Source organism: Streptomyces sp. NBC_00252, from assembly GCF_036187565.1.
In the GTDB taxonomy this organism is placed as follows: Bacteria; Actinomycetota; Actinomycetes; order Streptomycetales; family Streptomycetaceae; genus Streptomyces.
This window is the reverse complement of the sequence record NZ_CP108087.1, coordinates 56,121-72,649: the sequence shown is the minus strand read 5'-3', so window position 1 is coordinate 72,649 and position 16,529 is coordinate 56,121. Positions and strand designations below refer to the sequence as shown.

9 protein-coding genes are annotated in these 16,529 nt (G+C 75.2%); all 9 read left to right on the top strand.

Going from position 1 to position 16,529, the window contains the following annotated elements:
* The first annotated feature begins 996 nt into the window (after positions 1 to 996).
* Positions 997 to 2,589 carry an acyl-CoA carboxylase subunit beta gene (locus OHT77_RS00280; RefSeq protein ID WP_328825818.1) on the top strand — a complete coding sequence of 531 codons (1,593 nt, stop codon included), beginning with the start codon at positions 997 to 999 and terminating at the stop codon, positions 2,587 to 2,589.
* A 328-nt stretch (positions 2,590 to 2,917) separates the two neighbouring features.
* Positions 2,918 to 3,796: an AfsR/SARP family transcriptional regulator gene (locus OHT77_RS00275; protein ID WP_328825817.1), complete on the top strand. Its 879-nt coding sequence runs from the start codon at positions 2,918 to 2,920 to the stop codon at positions 3,794 to 3,796.
* Between the two features lie 144 nt (positions 3,797 to 3,940).
* Entirely contained in the window at positions 3,941 to 6,214 is a 2,274-nt protein-coding gene (locus OHT77_RS00270) for a (Fe-S)-binding protein (protein WP_328825816.1), read from the top strand.
* A gap of 257 nt (positions 6,215 to 6,471) precedes the next feature.
* Positions 6,472 to 7,149 carry a ScbR family autoregulator-binding transcription factor gene (locus OHT77_RS00265; RefSeq protein WP_328825814.1) on the top strand — a complete coding sequence of 226 codons (678 nt, stop codon included), beginning with the start codon at positions 6,472 to 6,474 and terminating at the stop codon, positions 7,147 to 7,149.
* Between the two features lie 820 nt (positions 7,150 to 7,969).
* Positions 7,970 to 8,791, top strand: coding sequence for an AfsR/SARP family transcriptional regulator (locus OHT77_RS00260; protein WP_328825813.1), 822 nt, complete (start codon positions 7,970 to 7,972; stop codon positions 8,789 to 8,791).
* A 585-nt stretch (positions 8,792 to 9,376) separates the two neighbouring features.
* On the top strand, positions 9,377 to 10,129 hold the full coding sequence (locus tag OHT77_RS00255; protein ID WP_328825812.1) for a thioesterase II family protein: 753 nt from the start codon (positions 9,377 to 9,379) through the stop codon (positions 10,127 to 10,129).
* 177 nt (positions 10,130 to 10,306) lie between these two features.
* A complete protein-coding gene (locus OHT77_RS00250; RefSeq protein ID WP_328825811.1) occupies positions 10,307 to 11,329 on the top strand; it encodes a cyclase in 1,023 nt (340 codons plus the stop codon).
* Positions 11,330 to 11,974: 645 nt separating this feature from the next.
* The gene (locus OHT77_RS00245) at positions 11,975 to 16,054 is read left to right on the top strand and encodes a condensation domain-containing protein (RefSeq protein WP_328825809.1); all 4,080 of its coding nucleotides are present in this window, start codon (positions 11,975 to 11,977) and stop codon (positions 16,052 to 16,054) included.
* The gene (locus OHT77_RS00240; RefSeq protein ID WP_328825808.1) at positions 15,973 to 16,488 is read left to right on the top strand and encodes a hypothetical protein; all 516 of its coding nucleotides are present in this window, start codon (positions 15,973 to 15,975) and stop codon (positions 16,486 to 16,488) included. The genes OHT77_RS00245 and OHT77_RS00240 overlap by 82 nt, the downstream gene beginning before the upstream one ends.
* The last annotated feature ends 41 nt before the right edge of the window (positions 16,489 to 16,529 follow it).

Genomic DNA, 16,529 nt, shown 5'->3' with positions numbered 1-16,529 from the left:
CCGTCACCCACCCCGCACACCCGCCCGCCACTCACCCCGCACGGACACCCGCCCCCCACCCCACACGCACACCCACCCCGCACACCCGCCCGCCACTCACCCCGCACGGACACCCGCCCCCCACCCCACACGCACACCCACCCCGCACACCCGCCCGCCACTCACCCCGCACGGACACCCGCCCCCCACCCCACACGCACACCCACCCCGCACACCCGCCCGCCACTCACCCCGCACGGACACCCGCCCCCCACCCCACACGCACACCCACCCCGCACACCCGCCCGCCACTCACCCCGCACGGACACCCGCCCCCCACCCCACACGCACACCCACCCCGCACGCACACCCACCCCCCGCCCGCTACCACCCCGTCCCCGCCCGCGAGCCCCCGCCGACCGATCCTCAAGCGATCCCTCAGCACTTCTCCACCACCCGGCCCGACGATGGCCGTGGGCCGCAAGGGCCGGCAGGACGGAGCGGACCGGATCAACCGGGCGCGGCGGGCGGAGAGGGGAGGCAGGCGCCGGACGGGCCGGGCGGAGGGAAGCGGGCGCCGGACGCGGCGCCGGCGGACACCGCGCGGGCGGCACACGTACCCGGGCCCGGCACCCCGGACCGGTGGCTTTTGCCGCCGGTCACCACCCCTCCCTGCACCCGCCCGGCAGGGCCGGCCGCCGCCCGCACTCCCGCGCACCGCACCCCCGGGCACACCGGGGGCGGCGGCCGCTGCGGGACGGCGCCCGGCCGGTATGTCCCGGCGGGTGGGACGGCGCCCGGTGCTGCACGGCATCCGCCGCTGCACCCGGGCCGCACGCCGCCGCACCCGGACTGCACGGCGCGGCGCGCACCGGTGGACGCTCCACCGGTCCTGCAGGCGCTGTCCGCCCGCAGGAGAGGAAATCTCATGGCTGTCTACTTTTGCTCTCGATGGGACGGACGGGACCGGGGCGGATCTCCTCACCTCCTCCCGGCCGTCCCGGAAACGGACCAGGGATGACGACGACGACGGCGCCGGCACCGCTCACGGCGGGGACGGGCGGCACTCATTCGCATGTGGCGGAGCTGCACGCGATCCGGGCCCAGGCGATGGCGGGGCCGAGCGAGCAGGCGACGGCGGCGCAGCACGCCAAGGGCAAGCTGACGGCCCGTGAGCGCATCGGGCTGCTGCTGGACGAGGGCTCCTTCCAGGAGGTCGAGCAGCTGCGCCGGCACCGGGCGACCGGGTTCGGCCTGGAGACGAGAAAGCCGTACACCGACGGTGTGATCACGGGCTGGGGGACGGTCGAGGGCCGCACCGTGTTCGTGTACGCGCACGATTTCCGGATCTTCGGCGGGGCGCTGGGCGAGGCCCATGCCACGAAGATCCACAAGATCATGGACATGGCGCTGGCGGCCGGCGCGCCGCTGGTGTCGCTGAACGACGGCGCGGGCGCCCGGATCCAGGAGGGGGTCAGCGCGCTGGCCGGCTACGGCGGCATCTTCCAGCGCAACACCCGTGCGTCGGGGGTGATCCCGCAGATCTCCGTGATCCTGGGCCCCTGCGCGGGCGGCGCCGCCTACAGCCCGGCGCTGACGGACTTCGTGTTCATGGTCCGTGACACCTCGCAGATGTTCATCACCGGCCCGGACGTCGTCAGGGCGGTCACCGGCGAGGAGATCACCCAGAACGGCCTGGGCGGCGCGGACGTGCACGCGGAGACGTCGGGGGTGTGCCACTTCGCCTACGACGACGAGGAGACGTGCCTGGCGGAGGTGCGCTACCTGCTGTCGATGCTCCCGCAGAACAACCGCGAGGCGCCGCCGGCGGTGCGCACCGCGGACCCGGCCTCGCGGCGCGGGGAGATGCTGCTGGACCATGTGCCGGCCGACGGCAGCCGCCCCTACGACATGACGGCCGTCATCGGGGAGATCGTCGACGACGGCGAGTACCTGGAGGTCCACGAGCACTGGGCGCGCAACATCGTGTGCGCGCTGGCCCGTCTGGACGGCCAGGTGGTGGGGATCGTCGCCAACCAGCCGCGCACCCTGGCCGGGGTGCTGGACATCCACGCCAGCGAGAAGGCCGCCCGGTTCGTGCAGATGTGCGACGCCTTCAACATCCCCCTGGTCACCCTCCTGGACGTGCCCGGCTTCCTGCCCGGCGTCGGCCAGGAGCACGGCGGGATCATCCGCCACGGCGCGAAACTCCTCTACGCCTACTGCAGCGCCACCGTGCCGCGCATCTCGCTCGTCCTGCGCAAGGCCTACGGCGGCGCCTACATCGTGATGGACAGCCAGTCCATCGGCGCCGACCTCACCTACGCCTGGCCCGCCAACGAGATCGCGGTGATGGGCGCGGAGGGCGCCGCGGGCGTCATCTTCCGCCGCCGTATCGCCGAGGCCGCCGACCCCGAGGCGATGCGGCAGAAGCTGGTCAAGGAGTACCGGGCGGAGCTGATGCACCCCTACTACGCGGCCGAGCGCGGCCTGGTCGACGACGTCATCGACCCCGCCGCCACCCGCGAGGTCCTCATCCGCTCGCTCGCGATGCTCCAGCGCAAGCACGCCGACCTCCCCTCCCGCAAACACGGCAACCCCCCGCAGTGAGACCGGCGCCCTTCCCGGGCCGGCCGCCCCCCTGAACAGCACGATCGGTCTGTTTACGGCGTCCAGGACCCCCGCCGCAGCCGCCCGGCCGCCCCGCCCGGCCCCCGCCCCGCCCCGCGCCCGCCGGACCGGCCGGCTCCGCATTTTCCGGCCGGCCGCCCCGGAAACGGGCGTATCCGCAGGCCAGGGGCGCGGGCGGGGGAGGGGCGGGGGTCCGGCTGCACGATGCATCAAAACAGCATGCACGGTTTGGTATTGACAAACCGTCCGGCCTGTTTTGTACTCGGGGTACCGAAGGACGGCACACACCCACCGAGGGGGCGACGGCGTGCAGATCGACGTACTGGGCACATTGGATGTCAGGGAGAACGGGGTGTCGATCGCGCCCACCGCGCCCAAACCCCGCCAGGTCCTCGCGCTGCTGGCCCTGCACGCCGACCGGGTGGTCCCGGTGGCCGCCCTGGTCGACGAACTGTGGTCGGGCCGCCCCCCGCGCAGCGTCCGCACCACCCTGCAGACCTACGTCCTGCAGCTGCGCGAGCTGATCACCCTCGCCCTGCACCAGCCCGCCGCCCCCGCGGACGCTCCCGCCTCGTGCGCGGGGCGCAGCGCCAAGGACGTCCTGGCCACCGTGCCCGGCGGCTACCTGCTGGTCTCCGGCGGCGGCGGCAGCGACGTGCGGGAGTTCGAACGCCTCGCTGGACTGGGCTACCGGGCGATGGACGCCGGCGACCACAAGGACGCCTCCCGCCTGCTGCGCGAGGCCCTCCTGCTGTGGACCGGGCCCGCCTTCGCCGGCGTGCCGGCCGGCGCCCGCCTGGAGACGGAGGCCCGCCGGCTGGAGGAGAGCCGCCTGTGCGCCCTCGACCAGCGCATCGAGGCCGACCTACGGCTGGGCCGCCACCGCGAACTCCTGGCCGAACTGACCGTCCTGACCAGCCGTTACGCCACCCACGAGAACCTGCACGCCCAGTTCATGCTCGCCCTGCACCGCTCCGGCCGGCGCGGCGAGGCCCTGGACGTCTACCACCGGCTGCGCGCCACCCTGGTGCGGGACCTGGGCCTGGAGCCCTCGCCCCGGCTGCGCCGCCTGCAGCAGTCGATCCTGGTGGCCGCGCCCGAGACCCCGCCCGCCCCGCGCCAGGCGGTGCCCGCCGTCCCCGTGCTGCCCGCCGCCCGCGCCCGCGTCGGCGTCCGCCCCGTGTGAACCCGCCCGCCGGCGACGGGAGTTGCCGGCGCGGCGGGATGCCGCAGACGGGGCTGCGGTGCGGCACGGGGAGTGGGTAGCCTCGGACGGAACACCAAGTTACCGATTGGTAACCGGTTTTTCGCCGGTTCGAGGAGCCCACACATGCAACTCGTCGCGATCACCGTGTCGCTGGCCCTGACTGCGGCCGGCTTCGCCCTGTTCGGCCGCGCCCTCTTACGCATCCTCCGCTTCCTGCGCCTGGGCGCCCCCGCCCCCGACGGCCTGCGCACCGCCTCTGCCTGGCGGCGCACCGCCATGCTGGGCAGGGAGTTCGCCGCCCACACCCGGATGAACCGCTGGGGCGCCGTCGGCGTCGCGCACTGGTTCGTGGCGGTCGGCTTCTACGCCCTGCTCATCACCCTCGTCAACGCCACCGGCCAGCTCTTCCGCCCCGACTGGCTGCTGCCGGTCATCGGCGACTGGACCCCCTACAACGTCTTCGTCGAGTTCCTCGCCACGGGCACGGCCCTGGGCATCCTGGTCCTCATCGCCATCCGCCAGCTCAGCAGGCCCGACCGGCCGGGCCGCAAGTCCCGCTTCGCCGGATCGCGTTCGGGCCAGGCCTACTTCGTCGAGGCCGTCATCGTCATCGTGAGCGTCTGCATCGTGGTGCTGCACGCCCTGGAGGGCGCCCTGCACCACGCCGACGGCTACCAGGCCTCCTTCTTCGTCTCCTACCCGCTGGTCGCCCGCTTCCGGCAGCTGGACACCGCCACCCTGCACGACCTCGTCTACCTCGTCGCCTGCGTGAAGATCACCACCTCCTACGTCTGGATGATCACCGTCTCGCTGAAGACCGACATGGGGATCGCCTGGCACCGTTTCCTGGCGTTCCCGAACATCTGGTTCAAGCGCAACGCGACGGGTGAGACCTCTCTCGGTGGGCTGCTGCCGATGACGTCGGGCGGGAAGCCGATCGACTTCACCGACCCGGGCGACGACGACGTCTTCGGCGTCTCCCAGGTCGAGCAGTTCTCCTGGAAGGGCCTGCTGGACTTCTCCACCTGCACGGAGTGCGGGCGCTGCCAGTCGCAGTGCCCCGCCTGGAACACCGGCAAGCCGCTCTCCCCGAAGCTCCTGATCATGTCCCTGCGGGACCACGCCCACGCCAAGGCGCCCTACCTGCTGGCGGGCGGCGGCAAGTCGATGGAGGGCGAGGAGAAAGCATCCGCGGAGCAGCTCGCCGGCGTCCCCGCCGCGGCCCTGGCGGAGGCGGAACGCCCCCTGATCGGGACGGCGGAGGAGAACGGGGTGATCGACCCGGACGTCCTGTGGTCCTGCACCACCTGCGGCGCCTGCGTCGAGCAGTGCCCGGTCGACATCGAGCACGTCGACCACATCGTCGACATGCGCCGCTACCAGGTGATGATCGAGAGCGCGTTCCCCTCCGAGGCCGGGACGATGCTGAAGAACCTGGAGAAGAAGGGCAATCCCTGGGGCCTGGCGAAGAAGCAGCGCCTGGAGTGGCTCAAGGAGGTCGACTTCGAGGTCCCCGTCGTCGGCCGGGACATCGAAGACCTCACCGAGGTCGAGTACCTGTACTGGGTGGGCTGCGCGGGCGCCCTGGAGGACCGGGCGAAGAAGACCACGAAGGCCTTCGCCGAACTCCTGCACATCGCGGGCGTCAAGTTCGCGATCATGGGCGGTGACGAGAAGTGCACCGGCGACTCGGCCCGCCGCCTGGGCAACGAGCCCCTGTTCCAGGAACTCGGCATGGACAACGTGATGGCGCTGAACACGGCGTTCGGTGAGGAGCTGGACGACGACGGCAAGGTCGTCGCCCAGTCGGCGAAGCCGAGGTCGGCGAAGAAGATCGTCGCGACCTGCCCGCACTGCCTCAACACCATCGGCAACGAGTACCCGCAGCTCGGCGGCGACTACGAGGTCATCCACCACACCCAGCTCCTCCAGCATTTGGTGGATGCGGGCAAGCTGGTGCCGGTGACGCCGGTCGAGGGCATCATCACCTACCACGACCCCTGCTACCTGGGCCGCCACAACAAGATCTACACACCCCCGCGCGAGATCATCGCCAGCGTCCCCGGCCTGCGCAACGAGGAGATGCACCGCCACAAGGAACGCGGCTTCTGCTGCGGCGCCGGCGGCGCGCGGATGTGGATGGAAGAACGCATCGGCAAGCGCATCAACAACGAACGCGTCGACGAAGCACTCTCCCTGAACCCCGACATCGTCTCCACGGCCTGCCCCTTCTGCCTCGTCATGCTCACCGACTCCGTCAACGGCAAGAAGAACGACGGCGCAGTGAGGGAGTCGGTCCAGGTGGTCGACGTGGCCCAGCTGCTCCTCGAGTCGGTCTCCAGGAGCGGTGTGGAGGGTGTCGCGGAGGGCGCGGCGGAGCCGGAGTCCGCCGTGTAGCGGTGGCGGGGGAGTGCGCGGGGGAGCAGGGGGCCGCCTGGGGCGGCCCCCTAGTCGTTGACCAGCGATGTTCGTTTCTGCTTCGTCCCCGCATATATGAAACCGCTCATGCGGTTTGTTAGTGTGTCGGGTGCGGTTCCTGCCCTGCCGTGCCCGTGCCGGCCAGCGGCTCCCCGGGCGGGGCGCCCTCCCGTACGGGTGTCCGTGCGCGTGAGGGGCGGGAAACGCAGACGTTCCGGTGCCCCAGGAGGCAGCACATGGTCAAGCAGGAGCGGGCCGCACGCACGCGGCGTTCGCTGATCGAGGCCGCGTCCGAGGTGTTCGCCGAGGCCGGTTTCGCGCCCGCGTCGCTGGGCGCCATCAGCGCACGGGCCGGGGTCAGCAACGGGGCGCTGCACTTCCACTTCGCCAACAAGAACATGCTCGCCGAGGCGGTCGAGGCCCAGGCCGCCGAGACGGTGGCCCGCATCACCGGGGCGGCCCGCGAGCGGCAGGGCGACTCCCTGCAGGCGGTGGTGGACGCCACCCACGACCTGATGGACACCCTGGCCCGGGACATCGTGGTCCGCGCCGGCTTCCAGCTCGCCGCCGACAGCGCCGCCCGCGCCACCCCGCCCCTCGACCCGGGGCCGCGGGTGCGGTGGCGGCACTGGGTCGAGGACAGCCTGCGCCGCGCCGGACACCGAGGCGCGCTCGCACCGGGCCTGTCCTGGACGGACGCCGCCCGCGTCGTCGTCGCCGCGACCGTGGGCCTGCAGGTCCTCGGCGCCACCGACGCCTCCTGGCTGCGCCGCCACAACGTCACCCGCCTGTGGGACGTACTGCTGCCCCGCCTGGCCAGCCGCCGCGACCTGACCGCCCTGGTGACCTCCGGCACCCGCCCGCCCGCCACACCGCCCCGCGACCGCCCACAGCACCCGTCGGCCGACCGCTGACACCGGCCTCCGCCCCCCTCTTCCCTTCCGGCCCCCGGCCCGGGCCCCCGGCCTCCGGCAGGCAGGGCCCGGGCGCGGTCTCCGGCCCCGGTCCCCGGCCTTCGGCAGGCGGCCTCCGGTCTCCGGCCCCGCCCTCCGGCCTTCGGCAGGCAGGGCGCGGGCGCGGTCTCCGGCCCGGGTCTCCCGGCCTCCGGCCCCGGCTCTGGCTCCGGCCTCCGGCTCCGGCCTCCGGCCCCGGCTCTGGCTCGGGCCCCCGGCCCCAGCCCCGGTCCCCGGCCTTCGGTAGGCAGGCTCCGGTCTCCGGCCCCGCCCTCCGGCCCCCGGCAGGCAGGGCGCGGGCGCGGTCTCCGGCCCGGGCCCCCCGGCCTCCGGCCCGGCCTCTGGCCTCCGGCCCCAGCAGGCGGCCCCCGGCAGGCGGGGCGCGGGCGCGGATGCGGATGCGGATACGGGAGAGGGGCGGGATGCGGACGCGAGGAGGACGGGTGTGCGCGGGGGAGGGGCGCGTGCAGCCGGCCGGAGAGTCACCGGAGGACCGCCGGAGCGCCGGCCGGTGCGGGCCGGTGCCGGGCGGAGCGATGCCGGCGGGTGACGGGGGCGGATTTCGGCCGGTTGGCCCGCATGTTCCCGCCCGGAGCACATGGCGACGCGCCCCGTTCGCGCCCTGCCCGCACGCCGCCCACGCCCCGTCCGCGGCAAGGCCGTTGAGGACCGCTCGAAGGCCACTGAAGGAACCCGCGCCTCCGGTCCGGGTCGGACTAGCGTGCCATTTCACCGACGCATTTCCGCCATCGGGAGTGCCCCACGACGAACGGAGGAAACCATGGAGATTCAGGTTCTGGGTCCGCTGTGTGCCGCCGTGAACGGGGACTCGATCGTCCCGACTGCCGGAAAACCCCGGCAGGTGCTCGCCCTGCTCGCGCTGTATCCGGGCCGCGTCGTGCCGGTGTCGACGCTGATGGAGGAGATCTGGGGGACGGAACTGCCCCAGAGCGCGGTGACGACGCTGCAGACCTACATCATGCAGCTGCGCCGCAGCCTCGGCACGGCCATGGGACCAGGCGCCCCGGGCGGCGCGAAGAACGTTCTGGCCACCCGGCACGGCGGCTACCTCCTGCAGGTGCCGCCCCAGTCCGTGGACGTGCACACCTACGAACGCCTCATCACCGAGGGCCAGGAGGCCTTCGAGCAGGGCGAGGACGAACGCGCCGCCCGCTGCTTCCGCCAGGCCCTGGCCCTGTGGCAGGGACCCGCCCTGGTGGACGTACGCCTGGGGCCCGTCCTGGAGATCGAGGTGCTGCGGCTGGAGGAGTCACGGCTGGTGACCGTCGAGCGGCGCATCGACGCCGACCTGCGGCTGGGCCGGCACGCCGAACTCATCGCCGAACTCACCGACCTGGTCGCCCGTCACCCCCAGCACGAGGGCCTGCACGCGCAGGCGATGCTCGCCCTGTACCGCTCCGGCCGGCAGGCCTCCGCCCTCGACATCTACCGCCGGCTGCGCAGACGCCTCATAGACGAACTCGGCGTGGAACCCACCCCGCAACTCCAGCGCCTGCACCAGGCGATGCTCGCCGTCGACCCCGAACTCGACGTGATGGCCGGCCCCCGCCGAGGCTCCACCTTCGACCGCTACGCCGCGTAGAGCTCCGCCGGAACACCGGGCCAGGCCCAACACCGGGTCCGAATGCAGGCCAGGGCCAGGGTCCAGTACCGGGCCAGGACGCGGGCCAGGGCCAGGATGCGGCACCGGGTCGGAGTCCAGCACCGGGGCGGGTCCGGGGTCAGGGGCGGGCACCGGGCCAGAGGCAGGCCCCGCCCCGCCCGGCCCGGAGAAAACGCCCGCCTGGCCCGGCCCGTCCTGTGCCGCCGCCGGGCCCGCGGGCCTCAACCCGGCCTGCACCGGCCCCCGTTGGGGAAGTCCTGTACTGCGGCCCGTACTCGCCCCGTCGGGTAAGCCCCGTACCGCGGCCCGCAGCGCCGGCAGTCGGGCAAGTCCCCTACCCCGGCCGCCAGTTGACCTCCCGCAGTCGCCCCGTGCGCGCAACTCCCCGCCCCCGCCCGCCCCGCAACACCCCGGGCACGCCCACGCATCCTCCGCCACCGCCTCCGTCTCCATACCGGCTCGGTGTGTTCTCGAGTGGGGTTCGAGGGCGGGTGGCGATGCTCGGAATCCGCCCCGTCGCCCCGCCGCCGCGTGGTGCCGGGAGCGGACACACAGGAGGATGCCATGCCGGACGAACAGCCAGTGCGGCTGCACTGTTTCGCCCACTCCGCTGAGGGCGTCTCCGTCTTCGACCACTGGGCCGCGAGCGTGGGACCCGGCGTACGGCCGCTCCCGGTCCTCCTGCCGGGCTGCGCCCCGCGCCGCGGCGAGCCGCGGGTGACCACCCAGCGGGCGCTGCTGGCCGACGTCCTGCCCCGCTTCACCGGCCCCGACCAGGGACCCTTCGTGCTGTACGGGCACGGCTTCGGCGCGATGATCGCGCTCACCGTCGCCCGCGCCCTGCACGAGGCGGGCCTGCCGGGGCCCGCGCTGCTGGCCGTCGGCGCGTGGCCGCCGCCGCGCCTGCCGGCCGCCCTGCCCGACGTCCGCCGCGCCACCGACGCCGAACTGCTGCACGTGCTGGGCGGCCGCGGCGCGGTCCCGGCCGGCAGCGACGAGGGCATCTGGCTGCGGGCCGTCCTGCCGGTGCTGCGCGCCGACCTGGCGCTGGCCCAGTCCCTGCACGAGGCGGCCCGCCTGCCCGGCCCGCAGGGCCCCCTCACCACCCCGGTCCTCGTCGTCGCCTCGCAGGACAACCCGCTGGCCGCGCCCCGGGGGACCGAGGGCTGGCAGCGATGGACCCGCGGCCCCGTGCGCTCGCGGACCGTACCGGGCCGGCACTTCTTCGTCCGCGGCGGCCGTGAACTGCCCCGCCTGGTGGGCCGGGCCTGCCGCGTCGTACGCCGGCTCACCCCCGAGCCCGCCCCCGTCGGCTGACCCGCCCGCCGCGCCTGCCCGGCACACCGCCCGCCCCGGCCTCCGGGGCCCCGGAGGCCGGGGCCGGCAGACGCGAACAGACAGCGCGCACGGACGCCACCTACAGGCGTCGCGCACAAACCTGAAGAGAGCGGCGAAGAGCCGAAGAGCCGAAGAGACAGAGAGAGGTGTTCCGGGATGGCTGGTGAGCGGGACGGCGGGGTGGTCCACCGCATACAGGTGGCCGCACCCGCCGGTGTGGTCTACGCCGTGTTGGCCGATGCGCCGAAACTGCCGCTCTACTTCGCCCCGAGCATCCATGTGGAGCGCCTGGACACCGACGGCGTCGACGGCGGGCGCGAACGCCTGCGGATGTGGTTCTGGGTGGGCGGCCGGCTGGAGTCATGGACCTCGTGGCGCCATCTGGACCCGGTGGAGCGCCGTATCGAGGTCCGTCCGGAGGCGCCCGGCTCCCCGCTGGAGCCGATGCGCGGCGTGGTCGGCATCCGCGACCGCGGCCCGCACGCCAGCGAACTGGAACTGCGCTACGGCTACGGCCACGACACCCACGACGGCCCCGGTGCCGGGGCGGGCGTGCGGTGGCCGGGGCGGATCGCCGACCGGTGGCCGGGGCAGGTCGCCGACCTGAACATCCGCACCCAGCTCACCCAGCTGAAACGGTTCGCCGAACAGTGGAGCCGCCTCGACGACCTGGTCCTGTACTGCGAGGACTCCGTCCGCGTCCAGGGCCCGGCCGAACTCGCCTACGACTTCCTCTACCGCGCGGGCGACTGGCCCGAGCACATCGCCCACATCAGCGGGGCCCGGGTGAGCGAGGAGAGCCCCGGCATCCAGCGCCTGACCCTGCGCAGCGCGGCCGGCCAGGGCGTGCACACCAGCGAGTCGGTACGGATCTGCTTCCCGCACGCGGGCCGCATCGTCCACAAACAGACCACGCTCGCCCCGCTGCTGGCCGCCCACACCGGCGAATGGTCCCTCACCGAGGACGAACACGGGGCGACCCTCACCTCGCGCCAGACCCTCGTGCTGTGCGAGGAGGACATCCCCGCCGTCCTCGGCGAGGGCGCCACCCTCGCCGACGCCCGCCGCCAGGTGCGCGCCGCCGTCACACGCGAGAGCCAGGTCCTGCTCACCCTGGCCCAGCAGCACGCGGACAGCGCCGTCCGCATGCTGGTACCCCCCGCCCGCCCCGTCTGCTAGAGAACCCCTCGAGCCGGCCCCGGCACGCGCCCGCCGGGTGCCGGGCGCCGGTATCGTGACGGCCGCCCGGCCGGCCCCGCGGGCGGCCGTACCGCCGCGCCCTGCCCTACGTCCCCCTCTCCCTCCCCGCCGCCCTCCACGCCCTCCGCACCCTGCCCCCGCAGGCGGTCCCCGGCGCCCTCCGAGCCTTCCGTGCCCTCCGCACCCCTGCTCCCGCAGGCGGCCGTCGGCCGTTCTCGGGGGCTGCTCGCACCCCGCTGCACATCCGCTCGGGGAAACGGGCTCGGGGCGCGTAGGGCCATTAACGTGCTCATCTCGACCGTTGTGCACGCAGGCAGGCCAGGAGGGCGTCATGGCAGAGAGGCAGTACGGCCAGCACCGGCCCCCGTGCACCCAACCCGGCACCGCCCGCACCGCGGCCCCCTCCGCGGCCGGCGTCCCACCGGGCCCGTGCATGCCGGGCCTCCGTACGCCGGGTTGCCGGCCGGCCGCTCCCCGTACGACGGCTCCCCGTACTACGACGGGTCCGTGTGCGGTGGGGGAGCGGCCGGCCGGGAGGAGTTCCGCGGGTTCCTCCCGCGTGCGCCGAGAGGAGACAGAGGGGATCCGGTTCCCGTACCGGCCCGCGCACCCCCGGACCACACCATGACTGCCAACCGTTTCCCGTACGCGCCGACCGCGCTGATCCTGGCCCCCGCCCCCGCCCCTGCCTCCGGCTCCGGCTCTGATGCCGGTTCCGCGCCGTGGGACCTCGAACTGCGCGGCCCGCTCGATGCCGCCGCACTGGAAGACCTCCTGCACCGCCTTGCCGCCGACGGACAGGATCCGGCCGCCGGCGGCGGGCACCGGCTGCTGCGGCACGGCCCCGGCCACCACACCCTGCGGTGCACGGCGCAGGGGGACATCCCGGCCGCCGCCGTGGCGGGCCGCATCGCCGACCTCCTCACCACCACGGCGACCGTCCACCCGCTCACCCCCGCGCAGCGCGCACTGCTCGCCCCGGACGGCACCCGCGCCCCCGGCTACGGCTGTGAGGCGTTCTTCCTGGAGACCGCCGCCGCAACGGACACGGAGACGGTGCGCCGGGCCCTGCACACCGTCGTGGCCGCCCACCCGCAGCTGCGCCACCGCCTCGACACGGCGGCCGGCCACCTGACCGGCCCGCCCGGTCCGGGCGGCCAGGACCTGCTGACGGAGGGGCAGTTCACCGACGAGCCCGGCCACACCGCCGCGGTCACCGCGCTGTCCCGCACCCTCGACCCGTCTGCCGGCATCCACCTCCGCGCCCTCCTCGCCCGCGACCACCGCCCCGCCCGCCCCGACCGCCTCACGCTCCTCATCCACCCCCTCGCCACCGACCCCACCACCCGCGACCTCCTCCTCACCGACCTGACCAGAGCCCTGGGACCGGCCACGGTCATCGGCCCGACACCTCCGGACCCGCTCACGCCGGGCGATTCGGCCCCGGCCGTCGCTGCTGCCGCGGGCCTCTCCCCGGCCTCGGAACCCGGTCCGGCCGCGGGCTTGCCCTCGGCCTTGGAACCTGGTCTGGCTGCGGGCTTGCCCCCGGCCTCGGAACCTGGTCGGGGCGCGGGCTTGTCCCCGGCCTTGGAACCCGGTCCGGCCGCAGGCTCGCCCTCGGCCTCGGAACCTGGTCTGGCCGCAGGCTTGTCCCCAGCCTCGGAACCCGGTCGGAGCGCGGGCTTGTCCCTGGCCCCGGCCCCGGCCTCCGCCGCAGTACGGGCGCGGTGCGCGGGCGACGGCCTGGCCGACTGGGTCGCGGGCTTGCGCGAGCTGGCCCGCGACCCCGCCGAGGCCCGTCACTGGAGCCTGGTCGCCGAGCGAAGGTCCCGCTCGGTCACCTCCAGCGCCGCCGGGATGCCCCGGCCGGGCGGGGAGGCCGACACCGCCGCGCCGGCCGACACGGGTGCGCCGGCCGACACGGGCGCGCCGGCCGGCACCGTCCCGCTGCCCACGGCGGGCACCGGACCGGACGTGGGCTCGGGCACCACCCCCTGCATCGCCCCGGACAGCACTGCCGTGCTGCCGACCCCGGAGAACGGCCCGGACGCCGGTGCGTACGCCGACCCGGACACCGGTGCGGGCTCCGGGCCGGACGGCAGGCCGGATGCCGGCCCGGGGACCAGGCCGGGCACCACCGGCTCACCGTCCGTCCCGGAGACCGGCCCGGCCTCCGCCCCGGAAACACCCCCACACCCCCAACACCCCCTGCACCAGGCCGGCTTCATCCTGGACGAGGAGCAGACCGAGCGGATCACCCGGCACCTGGCCCGGCGTCTCGCGCTCACCGCGGAGCAGGTGCTGACCGGCGTGTTCGCGCTGGCGCTGGCCCGGTGGCAGCGCACCGACGAGGTCGGGTTCGACGTCCGCAGCGATCCCAGGAGCGGTCATCCGGGTCTGCGCCGCCACGCCGGCCGGCTCACCGACGTGCACCCGGTCCAGCTCACCCTGGATCCCGGCCCCGACGCCTTGGGCCAACTCGCCGCCGCGGCCGGTTTCCTGGCGGCCGGCGCCGGACGGGCCGCGGGCGGCGCCGGCTTCGGTGCCTGCCGCGAGTTCAGCCCCGACCCGCTGCTGCGCGCCACCCTGCGCGCACTGCCCGCCGCCCCCGCCTGCCTGGTCCTGCACGCCCCGCACGAAACACCATCCGCAACCGCTCACCCGGTCCCCGGCCTACCGCAACCCCGCACCCACTGCCTCCAGGCACACGCCCGGATCACCAGCGGCCGACTGCACTTCACCCTCGACCGGCCACCCGCCCGGCCCGCCGGCACCCCGGCAGCGGCCGGCCACGCCGCCGCGAACGGCGCCCCGGGGACCGGCGGCCCTTCCGTTCCGTCGACGTCCACCGTCGGCGCCGCCCTCACGGTGCCCGCCGACTTCCCCCGCCCCCCAGCGGCCACGCCCCCTCCGGCCGCCGCCGACCGCGTCGACCGCGCCGCCCCTCCGGCCACCGTCGACCGCGCCGACGCTCCGGCCACTGCCGCTTCTACGGCTCCTTCGGCCACCGCCGGTGTTTCCGACCTCCCGCCGTCCGCCGACGCTGCAGCGGCCACCGGTCGCACGGCCCCCTCGGCGGCCCCCGCCGGTTTTGCGCCTGTGTCCGACGGCCCCCCGGCGCCCCCCGGCCGTACCGTCCCCTCGGCATCCCCCGACACCACCGAGCCCCCGGCGGCCACACCCCCCACCCCCACGCCCACGCCCACGCCCGCCGCCCTCGCCGCCCTGCTCCAAGACGTCCTGGAAGAGCTCGCCGGCTCCGCCACCGCCCCCGTCCCGGGCGTGTTCGCGCCCACCGCGCAGCAGGCGGCCCTCTATGCCGGGGGAGAGGGAAGGCCGGGAACCGGGCGGCATGTGGAGCAGGTGGTGTGGGTGTGGCGCGGGCCGTTGGACGCGGGACGGTTCGAGGCGGCGTGGCAGTCGGTGTTCGACCGGGAGGCGGTGCTGCGTACGGCGTTCACCGGGACGAGTCCGCCGCGGCTGATCGTGCACGGCCGGGTCACCCCGGACATCACCCGCCGCATCCCCTCCGGCGCGGACCGGGCCCCCTTCCTGGAGCGCGACCGGCTGCGCGGTTTCGACCTGCGCCGTCCCGGCCCGCTGCGCCTGACGCTGCTGGAGCCCGAACAGGCCCCGCCGGCCGGCCCCGGCACGTCCACCCGCATCGTGCTCACCTACCACCGGGCCCTGCTGGACACCTGGTCCGCGCACCTCCTGCTGCGCACCTTCTACCGGGCCTACCTCGCCGGCGGCACCCTGCCCGGCGGCCAGCGCCGCCCCGACCTGCGCGACTACACCGCCTGGATCGCCGCCCAGGACCCGCGCCCCGCCCGCGCCCTGTGGGCACGCCTGACACCCCCCGCCGTCACCGCCGCGGCCTCCCGCCCCGGCCGCCGGGGCGCGGCCACCGGCGGGAGCGGCGTCGGCCGCGCCCGGCTGCGCCTGGACGCGGCGGAGACCGTCCGTCTCGCCCGCTGGGCCGGCACCTGGGGCACCGCGGAGAGCAGTGTGCTGCAGGCCGTCTGGGCGCTGCTGATCTACCGCGCGTCCGGCGCCACCGGAGCGGCCCCGGTGTGCTTCGCGGTGACCGTCCCGGGCCGCGGCATCGCACTGGACGGCGCGGCCTGGCTGCCGGGCCCGCTGCGCAACCTGCTGCCGATGTCCCTGGACATCGACCCCGCCCACACCCTGCCCCGCCTGCTGCGCCACCTGCGCGACCGCGCCCTGGACATGGCCGCCTGCGAATGGCTCCCCGCCGAGCCGCCCCCCGGCACGGACGGGGAGCCGCAGCCCGGCCGTGCCGAGACCGTCCTGGTCTTCGAGGACGTGCCGCACCCGGTGCACGGCCTGGAGAGCGAACTGGCCGCCCACGGCATCCGCGCCGAGTTCCCCGGCACCGTGCCCGCCCGCTCCGCCCTGCCTCTGGCCCTGCTCGCCCACCACGACGACACCGGGGGTCTCGTCCTCACCGGCGTCCACGACCGCGCCCTCCTCGACGAGGACGCCGCCGCCGAACTTCTCGTACAGAGCGCCCTGCTGCTGCGTGAACTTCCCCTGACCGCGGACGAGTCCACCACCGTCGCCCAGGCCCTCGAACTCCTCGAAGGCCGCGACATCCCCCCATGGCCGACGACACCCCCGCCGCCCGCACCGCCCCCACCGCTTCCGCTGCCTCCGGTCCCGCCGGGACGGGCGGCCCGCTGACCCTCCTGCGCGCGGCCCGCGACGACCGGGCGGGCACGATCTGCCTCCTTTCGCCCCCCGGCGCCCCGCCCACCTGCTACGACCAGCTGCCCCCTGCCTATTCCGGCCCCCAGGAACTCCTCCTCCTCACCGACACCGACACCGACACCGACACCGGCAACGGCAACGGCACCGGTGTCACGGACACCGGCGCCGCGGCGCTGGCCGCGCGCACCGCCGGCCGGCCGCTGCTGCTCGCCGGGTTCTCCGGAGCCGGCGCCGCCGCCTGCGACCTCGCCCACCGCCTGACCACCACCACCGACGGCGGACGCCGCGCGCCCCGGGTCGTCCTCACCCCCGCCCCGCCCGGCGCACACGAACGCGCCCGCCTCCTGGCCCGGGCCCTCCAGGACGCCGCCGCCCCGCCCCCCGACCCGGAACACGCCGCCCCCTGACCGCCTCGCCTCCACTCCTGTTCCGCCCCGCTTCGACTCCG